At 72.6% G+C, this 19,028-nt stretch carries 14 protein-coding genes; 7 read left to right on the forward strand and 7 right to left on the reverse strand.

What is annotated here, in order from left to right:
* Positions 1–15: 15 nt before the first annotated feature.
* The 3 genes from ACGFZK_RS33420 to ACGFZK_RS33430 all read right to left on the reverse strand — a co-directional run bounded on the left by ACGFZK_RS33420 (position 16) and on the right by ACGFZK_RS33430 (position 4,538).
* Complete coding sequence (locus tag ACGFZK_RS33420) at positions 16–1,587, reverse strand: ATP-binding cassette domain-containing protein (RefSeq protein WP_393852607.1); 1,572 nt, start codon at positions 1,585–1,587, stop codon at positions 16–18.
* The gene (gene lanKC, locus ACGFZK_RS33425; RefSeq protein WP_393852608.1) at positions 1,584–4,307 is read right to left on the reverse strand and encodes a class III lanthionine synthetase LanKC; all 2,724 of its coding nucleotides are present in this window, start codon (positions 4,305–4,307) and stop codon (positions 1,584–1,586) included. The genes ACGFZK_RS33420 and lanKC overlap by 4 nt, the downstream gene beginning before the upstream one ends.
* A gap of 105 nt (positions 4,308–4,412) precedes the next feature.
* A complete protein-coding gene (locus ACGFZK_RS33430) occupies positions 4,413–4,538 on the reverse strand; it encodes a class III lanthipeptide (protein ID WP_199815919.1) in 126 nt (41 codons plus the stop codon).
* Positions 4,539–5,164: 626 nt separating this feature from the next.
* Between ACGFZK_RS33430 and ACGFZK_RS33435 the strand changes: the two genes are divergently transcribed.
* From ACGFZK_RS33435 to ACGFZK_RS33465, 7 genes are all read left to right on the forward strand, one after another.
* Positions 5,165–5,980, forward strand: a complete 816-nt coding sequence (locus ACGFZK_RS33435; RefSeq protein WP_393852609.1) for a WD40 repeat domain-containing protein — start codon at positions 5,165–5,167, stop codon at positions 5,978–5,980.
* A gap of 143 nt (positions 5,981–6,123) precedes the next feature.
* Complete coding sequence (locus tag ACGFZK_RS33440) at positions 6,124–6,798, forward strand: hypothetical protein (RefSeq protein WP_393852610.1); 675 nt, start codon at positions 6,124–6,126, stop codon at positions 6,796–6,798.
* A gap of 189 nt (positions 6,799–6,987) precedes the next feature.
* On the forward strand, positions 6,988–7,119 hold the full coding sequence (locus tag ACGFZK_RS33445; RefSeq protein WP_393852611.1) for a hypothetical protein: 132 nt from the start codon (positions 6,988–6,990) through the stop codon (positions 7,117–7,119).
* 377 nt (positions 7,120–7,496) lie between these two features.
* Positions 7,497–8,099 (forward strand): hypothetical protein, encoded by a 603-nt coding sequence (locus ACGFZK_RS33450; protein ID WP_393852612.1) that lies wholly within the window; start codon positions 7,497–7,499, stop codon positions 8,097–8,099.
* Positions 8,100–8,244: 145 nt separating this feature from the next.
* Positions 8,245–8,721, forward strand: a complete 477-nt coding sequence (locus ACGFZK_RS33455; RefSeq protein ID WP_393852613.1) for a hypothetical protein — start codon at positions 8,245–8,247, stop codon at positions 8,719–8,721.
* 86 nt (positions 8,722–8,807) lie between these two features.
* The gene (locus tag ACGFZK_RS33460; RefSeq protein ID WP_393852614.1) at positions 8,808–9,362 is read left to right on the forward strand and encodes a hypothetical protein; all 555 of its coding nucleotides are present in this window, start codon (positions 8,808–8,810) and stop codon (positions 9,360–9,362) included.
* 180 nt (positions 9,363–9,542) lie between these two features.
* Complete coding sequence (locus tag ACGFZK_RS33465; protein ID WP_393852615.1) at positions 9,543–10,559, forward strand: serine/threonine-protein kinase; 1,017 nt, start codon at positions 9,543–9,545, stop codon at positions 10,557–10,559.
* Between the two features lie 40 nt (positions 10,560–10,599).
* Here the strand turns inward: ACGFZK_RS33465 and ACGFZK_RS33470 are convergent, their stop codons facing one another.
* The 4 genes from ACGFZK_RS33470 to ACGFZK_RS33485 form a co-directional block, all read right to left on the reverse strand.
* Positions 10,600–10,842, reverse strand: a complete 243-nt coding sequence (locus ACGFZK_RS33470; protein ID WP_393852616.1) for a response regulator transcription factor — start codon at positions 10,840–10,842, stop codon at positions 10,600–10,602.
* 191 nt (positions 10,843–11,033) lie between these two features.
* Positions 11,034–13,472 carry a SpoIIE family protein phosphatase gene (locus ACGFZK_RS33475; RefSeq protein ID WP_393852617.1) on the reverse strand — a complete coding sequence of 813 codons (2,439 nt, stop codon included), beginning with the start codon at positions 13,470–13,472 and terminating at the stop codon, positions 11,034–11,036.
* 128 nt (positions 13,473–13,600) lie between these two features.
* Positions 13,601–14,371: a 4'-phosphopantetheinyl transferase family protein gene (locus ACGFZK_RS33480; protein ID WP_393852618.1), complete on the reverse strand. Its 771-nt coding sequence runs from the start codon at positions 14,369–14,371 to the stop codon at positions 13,601–13,603.
* A complete protein-coding gene (locus ACGFZK_RS33485) occupies positions 14,368–19,023 on the reverse strand; it encodes a type I polyketide synthase (protein ID WP_393852619.1) in 4,656 nt (1,551 codons plus the stop codon). Before ACGFZK_RS33485 ends, ACGFZK_RS33480 begins: the two co-directional genes overlap by 4 nt.
* Positions 19,024–19,028 lie beyond the last annotated feature (5 nt).

A 19,028-nucleotide genomic window follows, 5' to 3' on the forward strand; every position in this document is an offset into this window, starting at 1 on the left:
GGGCTGTCCTGCCGGTCAGGCCGGGCTCGCGGTGCGGCCCGATCGACAAGACGCCCCCTGGGAGAGCCGGGCCAGGGGGTGTCCGGCCGTCAGGGTCACCACCCGGTCGAAGCGGCCGTCGAGATCGGCGTCCCCGTGGTGCACGACGAGCAGGGCGCGCCCCTCGGTCCGCTCGCGGAGCATCCGGAACACCAGCTCCCGGCCGCGGTCGTCGAGGTTCGCGAAGGGCTCGTCGGCGAGGTAGGCGTCCGCGTCCTCGCACAGCAGCGCCGCGACCCCGACGCGCTGGCGCTGGCCGGAGGACAGCTCCGAGGGCAGCCGGCCGGACGCCGCGGCCAGGTCCAGCGCGGCGCGCAGCCGCTCGTCGGGAACGAGGTCGCGCACCGGCAGCGGGGGCAGGTTCACCGGACTGGTCAGGCTCGCCACCCGGCGCGGCAGGGTGACCGACCCGGCGTCGGGGGCGAGCGTTCCGGCGATGATGTGCAGCAGGGTGGTCTTCCCGCAGCCGTTGGGGCCGCGCAGCAGCACGTGCTCGCCGGAACGCAGCTCGAACGCGTCGATCGCCACCCCGGACCCGTCCCCGTACACGACCCGGGCCCCGTGGACCCGTACCAGGGTTCCCTCCTCGTGGTACGGGATCTCCGTCGACTCCCGCAGGGACTCGATCCGTTCGAGGACGGCGGTGCTCCGGCGGGCCTGCGGGATCATGTTGATGAGGTCGAACATCCCGGTCACCGCCCGCCACAGCGAGTTGACGAAGGCGAGGAAGCTGCCGAAGGACATCCGGCCGGAGAAGACGAAGAAGGCACCGACGATCATCGACGCGGTGTCGGAGAGGTTCATCACCAGGTCGCTGAGGGTCCGCTGCCGTTGCCCCAGACGGAAGTTGACGAAGGTGATGCCGAGGAACCCGCGCAGCGCGTCCTGGTTCGCGGCCCGGGTGCCCGGCAGCAGCGACGGCAGTCCGCGCAGGGCCGCGTAGGCCTCCAGCGTCCGGGTCAGCGTGTTGACGTACCGGGCCTCCGCCTCGCGCTCGGGGCCGGTGTTCTCCTCGATCCGCCTGCCGAGCCGGTTGCTCACGAACACCAGCGGCGGCACGATCACCAGCAGGATGAGGCTGGCCTGCCAGGACAGGTACAGCAGCACACCGAGGAAGACGACCGAGGTGACCGCCTGCCGCGCGATGCGCAAGGACACGTCGACGGCCGGCAGGACACCTTGGGAGACGTCGTTGTGGATGCGGCTGACGTACGAGGCGTTCCCCGCCCGCGACACCTTCCGGCCGTCCAGGCCCAGCGTGCGGGCCAGCAGCTCGGTCTCCAGGACCAGCGTGAACGCGTTCTCGAACCGCTTGCGCCGGCAGGCGATCCAGTACCCCGTGGTGTTGAGGGTCAGCCCCAGCGCGAGGTAGGTCAGGCCGAGGACCAGGAAGCGCCGGAGGTCGGCGGTCAGGATCGCCTCGTCGAACAGGGCCTTCAGCAGCAGCGGGTGCAGCAGGGCCTCCAGCCCGCTCGTGGTGACCTCGGCGGCGAGGATCACCACGAACGGCGTCCGGTGGCCCCGCAGGGTGAGCCAGAGCTGCCTCACCGCCCGGCCTCGTCCAGCAGGAAGTCGGCGGAGCCCCCCGTGTTCACCCGGTGGAGCACCCGCAGCACGCCCGCCGAGCCGGTCAGGTAGTCGGTCGAGCAGCGCAGCAGCCCGTCACCCGGGAGACCCAGCAGCGGCGGCCGGCCGTCGGGGTGCGGCAGTCCGAAGCGTGCGGCGGGCTCGAAGAGGAAGACCTTCCGTACGAAGTCCAGCTGGCGCAGCGCCGTGTCCCGGTACGACCGGTCGCCGGTGAACCCGGCCGCGTCCAGCAGCGCGTCGGCGACCCCGGTCATCCCGAAGGCGTACCCCGGCATCACCGAGTACCGGACGTCCAGCCCGCGCAGGACGGTGCGGGCCGCGTCCGTGTCCCCGTAGCGCAGCAGCACCTTCAGCACGCCCGCGGAACCGACCTCGACGTACGGCTCCATCGTCCCCTCGTGCTCGAACATGACCGGGCCGCCGTCGTCGTCGATGGGCCGGGCGTGGGCCATCTCCCAGGCGAGCGCCTCCCGTCCGAGCCGCAGGTGGCGTGCCTCGCCCGTCACCTGGTGCATGCGCAGCAGGAACATCGCCACACCGGCCTGCCCGAAGCCCAGGCCGGTCAACGGCCCCTTCGCGGTGAACTCGTTCAGCCAGTGGGTCCGCCCGCCATCGCGCTGCGCCGTTTCGTGCAGCGCCTGCGCGCACTCCTGCGCCGCGGCGAGGTCGCGGGGGTCGTGGCTGCGCAGGAAGAAGCGCAGGTTCGTCATCCCGACCCCGGAGAGGCCGTAGTAGAAGGTGTGGTCGCCCTTCTCCACCGCGCGACGGTTGGCCTGCGTCAGCAGCTCCCTCGCCTGGATGCCGAGGCCGAGGGAGTCGGCCGCCCAGGCGATGCCCGACAGGCCGTTCATGAGGCCGTCCGGGTACCGGGCCGGATCGATACCGGCCAGCCTGCGGCTCAGCCAGGCGCGCCATTCGGGCCGGACCGGGACGCCGCTGGCGTGCAGCGCCCACAGGACGCCGCTCGCGCCGAAGCCCAGGCTCAGCGGGTTGGTGACGTGGGCGAAGGGGTCCACGGGGAAGAGCGTGTCCCGGGCGGTGTCGGCGGTGGCCAGGACGAAGGAGGCCACCCCCGCCTCCGCGTCCGCCAGCCCCAGCTCCTCCTCGACGACCGGGGGCTCCGGTGCGGCCTCGACCCGGTCGAGCAGGTCGTCGGCCTCGTCCTCCAGGGCCGTCAGCAGGTCCGTGAGGCCGATCCGGTCCCGGGCCAGGTCGGTGATCAGCCCGTGGACGCGCTCCGGCCAGCCCAGTCCCTCGGTGATGAAGATCCGGTACAGGTCGAGGACGTCCTCGCGCAGGTACGACATGGCGGCGATCGGGAAGACGAAGTAGGCCATGGTGGAGGCGAGGGCGTACCGGTCGCCCTCCGGCCCGTACGCCTTGAAGCGGTTGCGGGAGAGGCTGAACCCCGGGGTGTAGAGCTCGACCGGCTTCTCCAGCGCCGCATCGCCGCTCACACCGCTCACACCGTTGTGCTCGACGGTCCCGGCCAGCCGGCAGGCCTCCAGGTCGACGATGGTCACCTCGTGGGTGTCCGGGTCGATGAGCAGGTTCGCGGCGGTGAAGTCGGCGAGGATCACACCGCGCTCGTGCGCGGCCCCGATCGCGCGCGCCAGCCCGCGGAAGACGGCGAGGAAGATCCGCAGGTACTCCCGGGACTGCTCGACGTCGAACCCCGGGCGTGCGAGCGGGTTGCGTTCGAGCAGCACGGAGCGGATGTCGGAGCTGTCGACGAACTCCTCGGCGATGTAGTGGTGTTCCCAGTGCCGGAACTTCGCGATCGGCGCCGGGTACGAGCCGATGCCGTCCAGCCGATTCAGGAACATCCACTCGCGGCCGAGGATGTCCACGGCGTCGTGGTCCTGGCGGGGGTTGATGTTGGTGTGCGGGCGGGCCTCCTTGAGGAGCACCGGGCGGTCGTCGCTCTCGGTGTCCTCGGCCGTGTACACGCCGCCGCTGTTGGAGAACTGGATCGCGCCGGTCACCCGGAAGCGCCCCCCGAGCAGCTCGTTCTCCCCCTCGTCCTCGTCCCCGTCGGGCTTCCAGTCGTCGAACGGCCAGGGCACCCAGTCGGGCTGTGCGTGCCCCGGGCGCCGGTCGTCGGGGACGGGACCGTCGGGTCCGAGGATCCGCGGCCGCCTGCGCCCGAGGACGTCGACGCTGTGGGTGTCGAGGAACTGGCCGTAGCGGAAGTAGAGCGCCTTGCTGTCCCGGTACCGCAGGTCCGACAGGACGTAGGCGCCCTCGACGCCCTCCAGGAGGCGGGCCAGGTCGGCCAGGCACGTCCTGAACTCGTCGTCGTCGCGCGGGTAGACGGTGACGAGCTTGCCGCCGCTGCCCCGGGAGATGGACTTGGAGTTGAGCATCTCGAAGATGTTGAGATCGAGCGCGATCTTGAAGTCGATCTCGCGTTCCGTCAGGTGCCCGATCACCGAGGCGGCGACCTCGCGCACGTGGCGGTGGCTCGACGACACGTGGATCTTCCAGCCCTGCGCAGGAAGGGCCCGGTTGTGCCGGTGGCTCCACCAGATGCCGCTGCGGACGAACCGTGCCCGCGTCCCCTCGTCGAACGCGGCGAGGAAGTGGTCCGCGTTCGGCTCGTAGAAGACGTCGAGCGGGTCGAAGAAGAGGGTGTCGTTCCACGCGAAGAGGAAGCGGTAGACCCAGCGTTCGTTGCGCATGTCAGCTGTCAGCCTCTGTGATCGTCCGCGGGACCGCCGGCGGCGGCCGTGGGGAACGGCGGGTCCGTGCGGGGGCGTGCCGAGCCCCCGCACGGACCCGACGGGTCAGTTCGGGTTCTCCGGCTCGTGCGGAGACTTGCAGCAGTTGCTGTTGCTGCTCGTCAGGCTGACGGTGGCGGCAGCACTCTGCGTGGTGCGGGCCTCCATGTTCTGAAGCTTGAGGACGCTCATCCGGATCACCTCCTCGAAGGTCGAGTGCGCGGGTCGCGCGGCTGATGTCGATTCCTTGCCGGCCGATCGGCAGGACCGACTCAACGCCATCCGCCCCGGCGGCACATGGGCACCCGCCCCGCATAATCTCCGCCCGCGCCCCCCACCGCGGTGCCCGCCCGCACGGCCGGGAATGGTGGTGGTCCGCACGCTCCGGCCGGCGGTGTGCGGTGTGATAGGGATGACGGGACAGCCCTTGGCCTCGGCGGCATGGCCGAGACTTCCACGGGTGCGCTCGACGACGTGCATGCCCTGCTGCCCCCTCCGCGGTGGTCCGTGCAGTGGTCCGACGGGCCCGTGCAGGACCACCGGCGGCTGCGTACCCTCGTCGGCCACAGCCGCACCGCTGCGCGGGACGGGGCGGAGCAGCGGGTGTGGGACCTCGCCACCGGCGAGCCGGTCGAGGTCCCCCCGGCCGCCGCGGCCCTGGCAGACGGTGAGCACCTGCCCGGCGTATCCACCGTGACGGTGGTGCGCGGACGCGTCGTCGCCGTCGGCCTGGGGGAGAGGAGCCCCGGTTCATCGGCCCCCTGGCCCTCGCCCGCCAGAACGGAGCCCTGGTGCGGGGCCGGGCGCGGGAGACCGCGGTGCCGGACGGGCGTACCGTCGCCCTCACCGCCGCGGCGGACGGCACCCTGCGCATCTGGGACCTGGCGGACGACGGGCAGCGCGTAGATGGCATGCGCGTGATCCGGAGCATCGGCGCCACCGGGGCGGCGCCGGCCCTCGCGCCCGGCCCGGAACGGTACGCCGACCTGTGGCACTGCCTCTCCGACCGCGGGAGCAGCCCTTCCTCCGGCGGCGATCCGGTCGCCCTCACCGTGGAGCAGGACGGCACGGTGGTGGTACGGGACCGCACTACCGGGAAGCCGGCCGGCCCGCCGCTGACCGGCCACAGCGGCAAGGTCCTGGACGTGGCCACGACGGCCTTGGACGGGCGGCCGGTGGCCGTGACCGCCGGCGCCGACCGCGCGCTGCGGACCTGGGACCTCACCCACGCCCACGGGGACGGCCCGCCCCGCACCGGCCACACGGAACGGTTTCGGCGATCACCACGGCCCTTCTCGACGGGCGCCCGGTCGCCGTCACGGCAGGGCCGACCGCACCGTGGCCGCCTGTGGGACCTGGCGACCATGCGGCAGATCGGTGGCGTCCGGACCGGAGACACGGACCCGAACGGGCCGATGGCCGTCACCGCCGGAGGCGAGGGTGACGGCGGGAGGCCGGTGGTCGCCATGGGGCAGGGGCAGAGCGCGCGGTTCTGGGACCTCGCCACGGGACGGGAGGCCGGGAACGAGCACGTGATCCCGCTCGCGGTGGGCGCGCTCGGGGCCGCGCCGGGCGGGCGGCTGGTGGTCGGCTTCGGCCCGGAGGTCGCGGTGCTGCGCCCGGCGGCGGGTTGACTCAATCGGACCGTACCCCTCCGGTCGGTCGGGAGAATCTCAGGAGCAACAGGCGGTGATCGAACGTGCGGGCGGCTGCGGGTGAATTCGCCTCCGCCGTACGGCGGTTCACCGATCCCCCCAGCACCGTGAGAGGTACCACGATGACCACACACCGCGTCAGGCGCTCCATAGCCCGCGCGTTGACCATGGCGGTGGCGGCCTGCGCCGTCGCGGCGGCGCAGGCCATCCCTGCATCGGCTGCCGACCAGCCGACACGGCAGCAGCTCCTGGCGGACTGCGCCTCGGGCGAAGGCAAGTGCACGTTCAACTCGCCCCGGCTCGGGGAGGCGTACCTGGGTGAGCTCCGGCAGGTGTCGAACTCGCTGTTCAACTGCAGCACGTCCGACTCCACCCAGTCGATGACGTGGGACGACACGGTGGGCTCCACCGACTCGCTGGGCGTCTCCGTCACGGCGGGAGGCAACATAGCGGGCATCGTCGACCTGAGCGTAACGGCGAGTTACAGCCACAGTTGGTCGAGTAGCCATTCCGAGAGCAGCTCGCTCAATATGACGGTGAAGCCGGGCGAGGTGGGGTGGATCTCACGCGCCCAGGTGATGCAGAAGGTCTCCGGCACCTGGCAGACCCACTACGACAGCCCCAGGTGGAGCCACTACTACTGGTTCTTCCAGGACACGATCACCAGCCCGGCCAAGAACGGTACGGACGGCAAGAGCAACGCGGTGGTGGTGAAGACCCGCAAGATGACGGCCGCCGAGAAGCGCACCTGCACGGCCGAGGGCCACCAGGGCCGCACCTTCGTCCAGACCCGCTGAGCCCTCCCCGGCCCCGGCCCCGGCCCGCACCCCGGGCCGGGGCCGGTTCGGGGCACGGCGCGCGCGGGCGTACTGACGCCGCGAGGCTGTCGCGGTAGCGGACCGGCGGGCCCGGGGGGTGGCCTCCCTGCTCGCCTGCGTCCTGGTGCTCCGCTGCGAGGCGCTTGCGAAGCCGGGGCGGCGGGAGATGTGCCTGCGCTGGCGCCCGTAGCCGCAGCCGTGGCCCTGAGCCGCGGAGAGCAGGCCGACCCGCCCTACGCCGCCCCGTCCTACGCCGCCCCGCTGTGCGCCATCCTGCTCGGCCTCGGCACCGTCCTGTAGGACCCGGCCGTCGGCAGCAGGCCCGTGCCGGACCGCGGGTCTGTGGCCCTGGCCCGCAGCCTCGCCCGCGTGAACCCCACCTACCGCCCGCCGCTCGGCAGGGCCCTCAGACCTGCTCGGCGTCGCCCCGTACCGCCCGCCCACCGGCGCCGCCGGTCGCTTTTAGCCGGTGTTTATGAGGGTGTCAAGTCCCGAGATTCCGGAACATGACCCGGATGTGCCCCCCGGGGCTTACTTGTGGTGCGGGCCTCACCGGAAACAAAACGAGGCAGACGGAAGAGACGGAAATCCTTTCCGAGGATCACTTCTCCCCTATATCCGCACCGCCCCGGAAATCCGGGGAGGTCACATATCCCTCTTCATCAGTAGGAGAAATCATGAACCGCAAGATGCACACCAGCAACGTTGTCCGTCCGACCCGTCGCGGTTTCCGCATTGCGACCCTGGCCGCTGCGGCAGCTGTCGTTACCGGTGGTGTCCTGCTCCCGGCGTCCATGGCCTCGGCGGCCCCCGTGACCTCCCACGTTGCAACGGCTCTCCCGAACGCCGGAGGCGCCGGAGGTGACGGTGGCAAGGGCGGCACCGGCGGGCTCGTCGGTGGCGGTGGCGGCTCCGGCGGCGCCGGTGGCGGCAGCGTCCTGGGCACCGGTGGCAAGGGTGGTAACGGTGGTACCGGTGGAGACGGTCTCCTGCTCGGCGGCGCCGGTGGCGGCGGCGGCGGTGGCGGCGAGGGCCGCATCGGTGGCGCCGGTGGTAACGGTGGCGACGGTGGCTTCGGCATCCTCCAGGGCGGCAACGCCGGTAACGGCGGCGGGGGCGGCGACGGCTTCTTCAAGGGAGGCAAGGGCGGCAACGGCGGTAACGGAGGCTTCGGCGTCTTCAACGGTGGCAATGGCGGCAAGGCCGGAGACGGCGGCCTCGGTGGCCTGATCGGTGGCCTCGGTGGCAACGGTGGCGCCGGTGGCGGCAGCATCTTCTAAACCGCACACCGCACACCGCACACCGCAGTACCCGGCTCAACGGGTGGGGGCCTCCGGGCCCCCGCCCTCCCCACCCCGTCACCACCCCCCATCCCCCCTTTCTCATCCCCCCACCTCGGTATTTGCGGAAACGGAGAACCCCGTCATGTTCACGAAGTCCTGGCAGCGTCCGATCATCCTGGTCACGGCCTCTCTGGCCCTCGTCACCGGTACGGCGTGCGCCGCGCAGGCGTCGCAGCAGTCCCACACCCCCACCGGCGTCAGCGCCTCGGCCCCGGCCGACAAGCCCGAGCACTGCATCGGCTTCGGCGCCGGCGGCAAGGGTGGCGAGGGCGGCAAGGGCGGCCGGGGCGGCGAGCCCGGTCAGCCGGGCGAGCCCGGCCAGCCCGGCGGAGTGGGCTGCCTGAAGTTCGAGGACCTGCCCGACAAGTCGAAGGCCGACCTGTCGGTGGTGGACAAGGTGCGCATCGCACTCATCGTGCTGGCGGCCGACGAGCCGGGCGAGATGACGAAGAAGATCGCCGACAAGTACAAGATCTCGGAAAAGCAGATCGACACCTGGAAGCGGTACTACGTCGACGGTGACTGGTTCGCCCTGATGGGAGACAACCTCCGCCCCTGAGGCCCCCATTTCCGGCGCCCCGGCCTGCAGCAGGCCGGGGCGCCGCGCACCTTCCGGACACACATTCCTAGGCAACGGAGAACCTCATGCGCATCCGATCCACGAAATTTCGTCTCGGTCTCGTCATTTCGGCCACCCTGATCGGTGCCGGTGCGATGGCACCGGTCGCCACGGCGGCTCCCGCCCCGTCGAGTCAGACGGCCCCCGCGTTCGACGCCGGTGACGCACGGCCGGGCGGGGGCCGCTTGGAAGGCAGGAAGCTGCTGAAGAGCGTCAAGGTGGGCAACGGAAGCGTCCGCGTCGGTGATCGGGTCTGTGCGGGCAAGTGCAACGGAGCGGTGAACGGCACCAACGGCGGCAAGGGCGGCATCTGTGCGGGGCTGTGCAACGGAAGCGCCAACGGTGGAACCGGCACCACCGGCGTACCGGGCGGCACCGGCGGCACCGGTGGCAGGGGCGGCATCTGCGCCGGCTCCTGCAGCGGAAGTGCCAACGGAGGCACCGGCGGCACCGGCGGGAACAACCTGCCCGGCGGCGACGGCGGCAAGGGCGGCACGGGTGGCGAGGCCGGCCTCTGCTTCGGCTTCGGCTGTGGCCCCACCGGCGGGGCGGGCGGGGCCGGCGGCTTCGACTTCGACTGACCGCCGTCGGCAGCAGTCGACCGCATCGCCTGTTCGCGACACCGTGACCGGTCCCCTCGGGGCCGGTCACGGTGTGCGTTCGACCGGGCATCCGCGGGGGCCGGTCGATAGACTTCCAGGTATGGAACAGCGGCCTGCCGCGTCCGGCGGCGTCACACGGCCGGGTGAGGGCGGCAGCGGATGAGCGAGGTATCCAACCTCAGCGTCTACGCGGGCCGTGCCTCGGGCCTCATCGGGAAGCGGATCGCCGGCTACCGGGTGGAGCGCATGATCGGCCGCGGTGGCATGGCAGTCGTCTACTGCGCCAAGGACCTGCGCCTGGACCGTACGGTCGCCCTCAAGCTGATCGCCCCGGAGCGCGCCCGCGACGAGACCTTCCGACGCCGCTTCACGCACGAATCGCGGGTGGCCGCGTCGATCGACCACCCGCACATCGTGCCCATCTTCGAAGCCGGTGAGACCGACGGCGTCCTGTACATCGCCATGCGCTACGTCTCCGGCCTGGACCTGCGCGCGCTGCTGGACCGTGACGGTCCGCTGCCCGTCGCGACGGCCCTGCGCATCGCCGCCCAGGTGGCGTCGGCGCTCGACGCGGCCCACGACCACGACCTCGTGCACCGGGACGTCAAGCCCGCCAACATCCTGGTCGCCGCGGGCACCGACAGCGACCACCCCGAGCACATCTACCTCACGGACTTCGGGCTGACGAAGAAGTCGCTGGCGCTGAGCGGGTTCACCACGGACGGGGAGTTCGTCGGAACGCTCGACTACATGGCGCCGGAACAGATCTCCGGCAGGCCCGTGGACGGCAGGTGCGATCTCTACAGCCTGGCGTGCGTCGTCTACGAAACCCTCGCCGGCGGACCGCCGTTCGAGCGCGAGGAGGACGCGGCGCTGCTCTGGGCGCACCAGTACGACCCCCCGCCGCCAGTGACGGAAAGGCGGCCGGGAATCGCTCCCGCCGCCGCAGACGTGCTGACCAAGGCTCTGTCGAAACTCCCCGAGGACCGCTACGGGTCCTGCATCGAATTCGTGGCCGCGCTTCGCGTCGCGACTGAAGGCGGCATCGGCACGAACGCCGATCCGCCTGCGCGGGAGGACTCGCGTCCTCCCGGTGTCCCGGAGGTCTCCGCGCCCCCGCGAGAGCCCCCGGTCTGGGCCCGGCCGGTCTTCTACGGCCTGCCCGGCGGCCCGTAGACCGCCTCGCCCCCTACGTGAGTTTCAGTTCCTACCTGCGTCACAGCCCCATGGAGATGGCCAGTCGGGTCATCTCGGCCGTGGTGTTGATGTTCAGCTTGGCGCGGATGCGGCGCAGGTAGGCGTCGACCGTGTGCTTGGAAAGCCCCATCTGGCGGGCCGTCTGCAGGTAGGTGCAGCCTGCGGCGATGTGTCCCAGCGCCTCCTGCTCGCGCGGGGCGAGCGTGGGAACGGTGGATTCGGTCTGCGCTTCGGTCTGCGGGGCGACGAGGGTGAGGCTCATGATTCCTCCGACGGATCGGGTTGGACATCACTGCTGCTCACGTCCTCGGAAGCAGGGGACGTATACCTGAATGTCGGTGTTTGTCCCTGTTAAAGAGCTTGTCGCCGGGACTTCATGGACGTGTCCGTCGACTGTCACAGGCGCGTCACAGGGGACATTTCCTCGCATACAGCCCAGGCTTGGAGGCGCCCTCAGTACTCGGTCAGGGACTGCTCGGCCCAGATGGTCTTGCCAATGGCCGCATGCCGGGTGCCCCAGCGCTGGGCGAGCTGGGCGACCAGCAGCAGACCCCGGCCGCCCTCGTCGAAGGTCCGGGCCCGCCGCATGTGCGGGGCGGTACTGCTCGCGTCGGAGACTTCGCAGATCAGGGTGCTGTTCTTCTCGTGGATCAGCCGCAGCTGGATGGGCGGCTGGCCGTACCGGATGGCATTGGTGACCAGTTCACTGACCAGCAGCTCGGTGACGAAGGCGGCTTCGTCCAGTCCCCAGGCCGTCAGCTGGTCGGTGGTCTGCCGCCGGGCCGTGGCGACGACGGCGGGGTCGGAGGGCAGGTCCCATACGACGACCTGGTCGGCGTGCAGGCCCCGGGTCCGGGCCACGAGCAGGGCCACGTCGTCGTCCGGGCGGTGCGTCAGCATGGTCGTCAGCACGCGGTCGCAGACCGCTTCCAGCGTGTCCGCCGGTCGCACGAGCGCCGCGAACATGCTGTCCAGCGCCTCGTCGATGTCGTGGTCGCGGGGCTGTAGCAGACCGTCCGTGTAGAGGGCGAGGATGCTGCCCTCGGGCAGTTCGACCTCGATGGTCTCGAACGGCAGGCCCCCCAGGCCCAGCGGCGGACCGGCCGGGACGTCGAGGAGGTACACGGAGCCCTCCGGGGAGACCACCGCGGGCGGCGGGTGGCCCGCCCGGGCGACCGTGCAGCGCCGGATGACCGGGTCGTAGACCACGTAGAGGCAGGTGGTGCCGATGCCCCCGGCGGTCTCCCCGCCGGACTCCGGGTCGGCCTCGTCGGCGGACAGGTGGATGACGAGGTCGTCGAGGTGGGTGAGCAGCTCGTCGGGTCCCAGGTCGACGTCGGCCAGGGTGCGTACCGCGGTGCGCAGGCGGCCCATGGTGGCGGTGGCACGGATGCCGTGGCCGACGACGTCGCCCACGACCAGGGCTACCCGGGCGCCGGACAGCGGGATCACGTCGAACCAGTCGCCACCCACGCCCGCCTCGCCCGCGGCGGGCAGGTAACGGGACGCGATCTCCAGCGCCGCCTGATCGGGCATCGTGTGCGGGAGCAGACTGCGCTGCAGCGTCATGGTGGTGGTGTGCTCGCGGCCGGACCGGTACGCATTGCGGATGCCGGCGGCCGCCCGGGCCGTGAGCTCCCCGGCCAGCCGCAGGTCCTCGGGCTGGAAGGGCTCCTGCCGCCGGTGTCGGCTGAAGACGGCCACGCCGAGCGTGCCACCGCCGGCACGCATCGGCACCACCATGATCGAGTGGGCCCCGTACTCGCCGATCCAGGCGGCCTCCGGGTCCTCGGCCGCCCACCGGGCGAGGGCCGGATCCGCGGGCCCGTACAGGGCGCCACGGCCCGCGACCAGCGCTTCGACCGGCGGCGACAGCGGCGGGTAGCTGGTGGTGTCCCCTACGGCGACCCGGGACTCAGGGGTTCCGTCGAGGACCGACCGGGCCGCGGCACGGCACACGGTGACCGGCCCGCCCTCCGGGACGGAGGACGGCTCGTCGCCCCGCGGGAGCGGCTCCAGCAGGTCGACGACCGCGAAGTCGGCGAGCCGGGGGACCGCGGCGTCGGCCAGCTCGTGCGCGGTGCGGACACTGTCCAGGGTGGTCCCGATGGGTGCGGTGTCCACCTCGTCCGTCAGGAGCATCTGGTGCTGGACGCTCTCCACGCCGGTCCGGTCGTGCGCGGCCAGACAGACGGCGTGCACCCGGCCGTCCGGGTCCCGCAAGGGGGCCAGCGAGGTGGCCCAGCTGTTCTCCGGGCTGCCGCCGGTCGGGTGGACGAAGGCCTCCATGTACTGGGGCTCCCCGGTGTCCAGCGCCAGGCGCATCCTGCGTTCGGTCTCGTCGCTCACGGGATCCGGCGCGATCTCCGGCAGCCGCAGCCCGCGCATCTCGGCCTCCGTGAGGGAGAGCGTCCGCTCCATGCCGGAATTCGCGCGCACCAGCCGCAGGTCCGCGTCGAAGATCGCGAGGAAGCAGGGGGACTGGGTGAACGCCCATTCCTTCAGCGGTTCGTCCCAGGGCGGCCGGGACGCGTTCCCGACGGCGGACACCACGAACCACTTGGTGGTCCCTGCGGTGGAGGTCCAGCGGTGCGCGAGCAGGGGCACTTCCATGCGGTGACCGTCCCGGTGCCGCAGAGCCACCGTGCCGCTCCACCGCTCCTGCCCGGACGGCACCTGCCGCGCCGAGTCGTTGAGGACGTCGGCGAGCCGGTGGGCGGCGGGCAGTCCCACTACCTCGGACGGCACGTAGCCGAGCAGCCGAGTGGCACCCTCGCTCCACTCGGTGACGATGCCCTGCTCGTTGATCGTGGCCGAGGCCGTGTACGTCGACTCGAGGGGGGCGCCCGTCTCCTCGGGCCGCTCACCAGGAGAGGTGGGAAGTTGCTCCATCGCCACTCATCTCGCCCTCGCTCGTTCCGCTGCCGCCGTCCCACGGGACCCGCACGGCCAGGCGCTCCTCTGACCAGGATCATCCAGCCGGGCAAGGAGCACCAACGCAGTGCCCGCACGCGGGGTACTCAATCGGCCGGGCGCGCGAGGACGAGGGCCAAGGCCGCGTCCTGCGCCCGCCACACCATCGCGCGGCGCCGTCCGCCGAGGACGGGCGGCCGCAGGCCCAGGATCGGGATCCCGCGCGGAGCCGCGCCGAAGACACCGCTGCGGTCGGCCTTGACCGCGGCTTCCTTCAGCGCCCAGGCCCCGGCCAGGGCGGCGGGCCGGTCCGTACCGATGAGGGAGAGCTCCCGGGGCGACAGGAAGTGCTCCGCGACCCGGCGTACGGCGTCGGCCGAAGCCTCCTCGCACAGGTCCACCCCGACCGGTTGCGGCGCGAGGGCAGCGGCGACGTGGCGGGAGGTGTGGCTGATGGACACGTTCAGCGCGGTCACCGGGCTGCCGCCGACCAGGACACAGGGGCTGCCGTCGTCTCGCGGGAGGATCTCCACCTCGTCCGCGGGGGCGGAGAGCGCCTCGCCGACCAGGCACTTCGCGAGCAGCCGGCCGGCCGTCCACTCCGCCCGCCGCCAGGCCGGCAGCGCGCCGGCCACGCGCTGCTCGGCCGGTGAGAGCGGCGGTGCCCGCCGGAGGTCGCCGGACAGCGCCACGATGAGGCGAGCCCCGCCCCATCGGTGGATACGGCCCTGAGCGATCGGCCGGAAGAAGGTGCCGGAGTCCATGGCGGCGGTGTCCGTGGCGGCGGTGTCCGTGGCGCCGATGGCCGTGGCGCCGATGGCCGTGGCGGCGGCGTCCGTGGGGTCCGTGGCGTCCGGGGTCACGACTGCGGCGCTCACGCTGCATGGGCCGTGTCGAGGAGCAGCAGCTCACGCGCCAGCGCGGTCACGGCCTGCCGGATCTGGCCGGGCGTGTGGTCGTACGTGACGAAGAAGCGCAGCCGGGCCAGCTCCTCGGGTACGGCCGGATGGAGGATGGGGTTCACGCTGATGCCCGCCCGGAACAGGGCCTCCGCGAGGCGCAGGGTCTTCAGCGAGTCCCCGACGATGCACGGGACGACCGGCGTGTCGTGGCTGTCCCCGGTGTTGACGCCCGCCTCGCGCGCGAGGTGGACGAACAGCGCCGCGTTCTCCGCGAGACGGGTCACGCGCTCCGGCTCGGTCCGCAGCATGCGCAGGGCGGTCAGCGACGCCGCGGTGTCCGCCGGGGTCATCCCGGCGCTGTAGACGAAGCCCGGAACGGTGTAGCGCAGGTACTCCACGACCGCGCGGCTCCCCGCGACGTAACCGCCGCAGCTCGCCAGAGCCTTGGACAGGGTGCCCGACCACAGGTCGACGTCCGGGCGGTCGACGTCGAAGTACTCGCCGATGCCGCGTCCCGTCCTGCCGATGGTCCCGATGCTGTGCGCCTCGTCGATCATCAGCAGCGCGCCGTGCCGGCGCTTGACCTCGACGAGGGCGGGCAGGTCGGCGATGTCCCCGTCCATGCTGTAGACGCCTTCGACGACGACGAGAACCCGCCGGTACTGGTCCCGGACCTGCGTCAGCAGGGCCTCGAGGGCGGCCGCGTCGTTGTGCGGGAAGGGCCGCCGGGTCGCGCCGGAGAGCTTGCACCCCTGCAGGATGCTGTCGTGGGCGAGGGAGTCGTGGACGATGAGGTCCCCGGGTCCGACGAGGTGCCCGATCACGGTGACGTTGGTGGCGTGGCCGTTGGCCAGGGTGATCGCCGCCTCGCACCCGAGCAGGTCGGCGATCTCGCTCTCGAGTTCCAGGTGGAGCGGCCGGCTGCCGGACAGCAGGCGGCTGGCGGACACCGAGGTACCACAGCGTTCGATCGCCTCCTGGGCCGCCCGGTTCACCTGCCGGTGGGTCGCCATGCCCAGATAGTTGTAGCTGGAGAAGGAGAGGAGCTTGCGGCCGTCGACGACGGTCGTGTCCGTCATGCCGCCCTCGTGGACGAGGAAGTACGGATTGGGCAGCCCCAGCTCGGAGAGCACAGCGAAGCGCTCGCTGTGGGCGGTGACCTCCGGGAAGCACTCGATCCGCGTGTGCTCCTCGGGCAGCTCGGTGGCGGCCGTAGCCGGGGCCGGGGCCGGGGCCGGGTCGGCGGGCGGCGCCGCCGGGGTTTCCGGGGCTTCCGGGACTGCGGGGACGTCGTCGCCTCCGGAGCGCTGCCCGGGGACGGCCGCCGGTACGGCGTCCGGGCAGCCGCCGGCGATCATCGCGGCGATCCCTCCGACGGTGGGCCGCTCGGCGGCCGTCTCGTCGAACGTCCACCGCGGCCACTCCCGCTGGAGGGCGGTGAACAGGTCGGTGAGCATCAGCGAGTCGAAACCGAGGTCGTCGACCAGCAGCTGGTCACGATGCAGGTGAGCCTCCGGGAACGCGCTGACCCGGGCCACGTGCGCGAGCACGGACTCGGTGACCCCGGTGATGTCCCCGGTCGGCGGCGGCTCCTCGTCGGCGGGGGCGTCCGCCCCGGCCGGGGCGGACGGGGCCTGCGCGGCGGGGGCCTGCTTCGGGAGCGCCTCGGTGAGGTGGGCGATCAGCGCGCTCTGCTGCTGCATCAGCCGGAACAGTTCCTTCATCGGGTCGTGGAGCGAGTCGTTCATCGCGTTCTCCTCGGGCGGTACGGGCCGGGGCCCGGCATGGGCGTGGGGCTGCTGGAAGGCGGCGGAGGCGTCCGTCATCCCCGGGCGCCGCCGGGGCACCCAGTAGGACCGGGTGGCGAGCCGCGCCACCGGCAGGTCGAGCACACGGCGCTCCTCCCGGGGCACCAGGGCCCGCGGGTCGAGCGGCGCGCCCAGGACCGCGAGCCGGGCGAGGGCCCGTACGAAGCTCCGGGCGCCGTCCGGCCCGGCCCCGGTGACGGGGACGACGTGCACGTCGTCGTGGTCGGTGAGGCTGCGCCGGACCGAGGTCAGGAGCGAGTTGCCGCCGGTCACCTGGAGGAACACGCGGGCCCCCTGGTCGTAGGCGGTGCGGACGGCGTCGGCGAACCGGACCGGGGCGGACGCGTGCCGTGCCCACAGCTCGCGCAGCCGCTCGGGGTCGGTGCACGGGGCCGCGTCCACGGACGAGACGAACGACAGGACGGGGCTCCTGACGGGGCGCTCGGCGAGGTCCGCGCGCATCCTCTTGTCGGCGGCCGCGAGCCGGGGCGAGTGGAAGGCGTTCGACACGTCGAGGTCCACCGTGACGACCCCCGCCTCGGCACAGGCCCGCCGCATGGCCACGAGCCCGTGCGGGGTACCGCTGACCACGACCTGGCGCGGCTGGTTGAAGCAGGCGAGCCACACGTCGTCGATGCCGGTCATCAGCCGGCGGCAGGTTTCCTTGTCGGTCTGTACGGCGAGCATTCCGCCGCGCAGGCCGGACTCGACCTCCCGGATCGTCGCGCCCCGGTGGACCAGCAGGCGCACGGTGTCCTCGTCGGTGAGGGCGCCGGCCGCCGCGGCCGCGGCGAACTCCCCGACGCTGTGGCCGAGGACGAGGCCGGGAGCGATGCCGAAGCCGGTGAGCAGCCGGGTGGCGGCGATCTGGACGGTACCGAGCAGCGGCTGGCACACCTCGGTCGAGGCGAGCCGGCGACCGGTCTCCCCGTCGTCGCCGGCCGTCGCCGCCTCGCCGTACAGCAGGTCGCCGGGGTCGAAGCCGGTCTCCTGGCGGACCGTGGCGCCGAGGCCGTCGACGGCCGCCCGGAAGACGGGGAACCTCTCGTACAGGTCCCGCATCATGCCCGGCCGCTGGCTGCCCTGGCCGGGGAAGAGGAAAGCGAGACGGCGCCGTTCGGCCGGCAGCGGGGCGTCGGCGGCGTAGGCGCCGTTGCCGAGTTCGCCCCGGTCGCCGTCGGCGAGCTGCCGTCGGGCGTGGCGCAGGCGCTGCACGAAGCCCTCGGTGTCGTCGGCCACGACGGCCAGCCGGGCCGTCAGCGGCCGACGGGAGCCGAGGGTGTGGGCCACGGCGGCCAGCGGGGCGGGGTCCGCCGTGTCGAGTGCGTCGAGAACGTCGCCGATGTGCTGGTCCAGCAGTTCGGTGTCGCCGGCCGAGAGCAGGACGAGCTGCGGTCCGGCGGCCCCGGCGCGGTCCGGGAGGTGCCCGGGTACGGGGCCGGGGGAGGGCCGCTCTTCCAGAACCACGTGGACGTTCGTCCCGCCGAATCCGAACGAGCTGACGGCGGCCCGGCGCGGAGCGCCGGAGTCCGGAAAGGGCCGCGGGGTGTCCGCGAGCCTCAGGCCCGCCGCGTCGATGCCCAGCTCCGCGCGCGGGGCGGTCTGCGGCTGCGGAACGATCGTGCGGTGGTGGACGACCAGGGCCGTCTTGATCAGTCCGGCGATGCCCGCGGCGGACAGGGAGTGCCCGATGAGCGCCTTGCCGGCGCCGAGGTAGCACAGCGAGGGGTCGTCGTCGGGGTACTCGGTGCGCAGCCGGCGCAACGCCTCCACCTCGACGCGGTCGCCGGTGGTGGTGCCGGTGCCGTGGGCCTCCAGGAAACTCACCGTGGACGGGGAGACCCCCGCGTCGTCGTAGGCCCGGCGCAAGGCGCGCAGCTGGCCTTCGGGGGCCGGCGCCAGCGGCCCGGGGGACGCGCCGTCGTTGGCGGAGCCGATGCCCCTGATCACCGCGTAGACGCGGTCGCCGTCCGCGAGCGCGTCGGCGAGCGGCCGTACGACGACGGCGCCGGCGCCCTCGCCGAGGACGAAGCCGTCCGCGCCCTCGTCGAAGGGGCGGCACACCCCGGTGGCGGACAGCGCCCGGAGCGTGGAGAAGCCGATCAGGCTGTCGGGCGTGAGGCTGAGGTACACGCCGCCGACGACGGCGATCCGGCAGCTGCCCTGGCGCAGGTGCGCCACGGCCTGGTCCAGGGCGACCAGCGAACCGGAGCAGGCGGCGTCGACGGCGAAGCTGGGCCCGCCGAGGTCGAAGTGCCGGCTGACGGTGCCGGGCGCCATGTTGAGCAGGCTCCCGGGCAGGCTGAAGGCCTGGACGGTGCCGAGCGCGCCCGCGTGGTCCTTGAGGGCGTCGAGGAGTCCGCCGTGATCGGCCGAGGCCTGCCGCGCGTCGTCGGCCAGGGCGATGGCCCGGATGGGGGCCGTCATGAGGTCCTTGTAGTCGGACACCGACAGGGCGCAGAAGACCCCGGTGTTCTCCCGGTCGAAGTTCCCCCGGCCCAGCCCGGCGTCGTCGAGGGCCTCGCGCGTGACGTCCAGCAGCAGCCGGTGCTGCGGGTCCATGGCCCGGGCGCGGGCGGGCGGTACGCCGTAGTGCACGGCGTCGAAGCGGTCCACGCCGTCCAGGAAGGCGACCTGGTCGGTGTAGGCGGCATGGGGGGCGGACGGATTGCCGGGTTCGTGGAAGGTCTCGTGGTTCCAGCGCTCCTTCGGGACGGCGGAGAACTGCCGTTCCCCGCTCAGCAGGAGCTTCCAGTAGGCGCTGATGTCGGGAGCGCCGGGGAAGCGGCAGCCGAGTCCGGTGATGGCGATGTCGGTCATGAGAG

It is taken from the genome of Streptomyces sp. NPDC048257, assembly GCF_043201855.1.
Taxonomy (GTDB): Bacteria; Actinomycetota; Actinomycetes; order Streptomycetales; family Streptomycetaceae; genus Streptomyces.

What these genes read in the sequence shown, in the direction of transcription:
- lanKC (WP_393852608.1), bottom strand. Translation starts at nt 4,307, where the DNA reads ATGCGCAACGAACGCTGGGTCTACCGCTTCCTCTTCGCGTGGAACGAC.
- ACGFZK_RS33430 (WP_199815919.1), bottom strand. Translation starts at nt 4,538, where the DNA reads ATGAGCGTCCTCAAGCTTCAGAACATGGAGGCCCGCACCACGCAGAGT.
- ACGFZK_RS33440 (WP_393852610.1), top strand. Translation starts at nt 6,124, where the DNA reads ATGACCACACACCGCGTCAGGCGCTCCATAGCCCGCGCGTTGACCATG.
- ACGFZK_RS33450 (WP_393852612.1), top strand. Translation starts at nt 7,497, where the DNA reads ATGAACCGCAAGATGCACACCAGCAACGTTGTCCGTCCGACCCGTCGC.
- ACGFZK_RS33455 (WP_393852613.1), top strand. Translation starts at nt 8,245, where the DNA reads ATGTTCACGAAGTCCTGGCAGCGTCCGATCATCCTGGTCACGGCCTCT.
- ACGFZK_RS33460 (WP_393852614.1), top strand. Translation starts at nt 8,808, where the DNA reads ATGCGCATCCGATCCACGAAATTTCGTCTCGGTCTCGTCATTTCGGCC.
- ACGFZK_RS33465 (WP_393852615.1), top strand. Translation starts at nt 9,543, where the DNA reads ATGAGCGAGGTATCCAACCTCAGCGTCTACGCGGGCCGTGCCTCGGGC.
- ACGFZK_RS33470 (WP_393852616.1), bottom strand. Translation starts at nt 10,842, where the DNA reads ATGAGCCTCACCCTCGTCGCCCCGCAGACCGAAGCGCAGACCGAATCC.
- ACGFZK_RS33475 (WP_393852617.1), bottom strand. Translation starts at nt 13,472, where the DNA reads ATGGAGCAACTTCCCACCTCTCCTGGTGAGCGGCCCGAGGAGACGGGC.
- ACGFZK_RS33485 (WP_393852619.1), bottom strand. Translation starts at nt 19,023, where the DNA reads ATGACCGACATCGCCATCACCGGACTCGGCTGCCGCTTCCCCGGCGCT.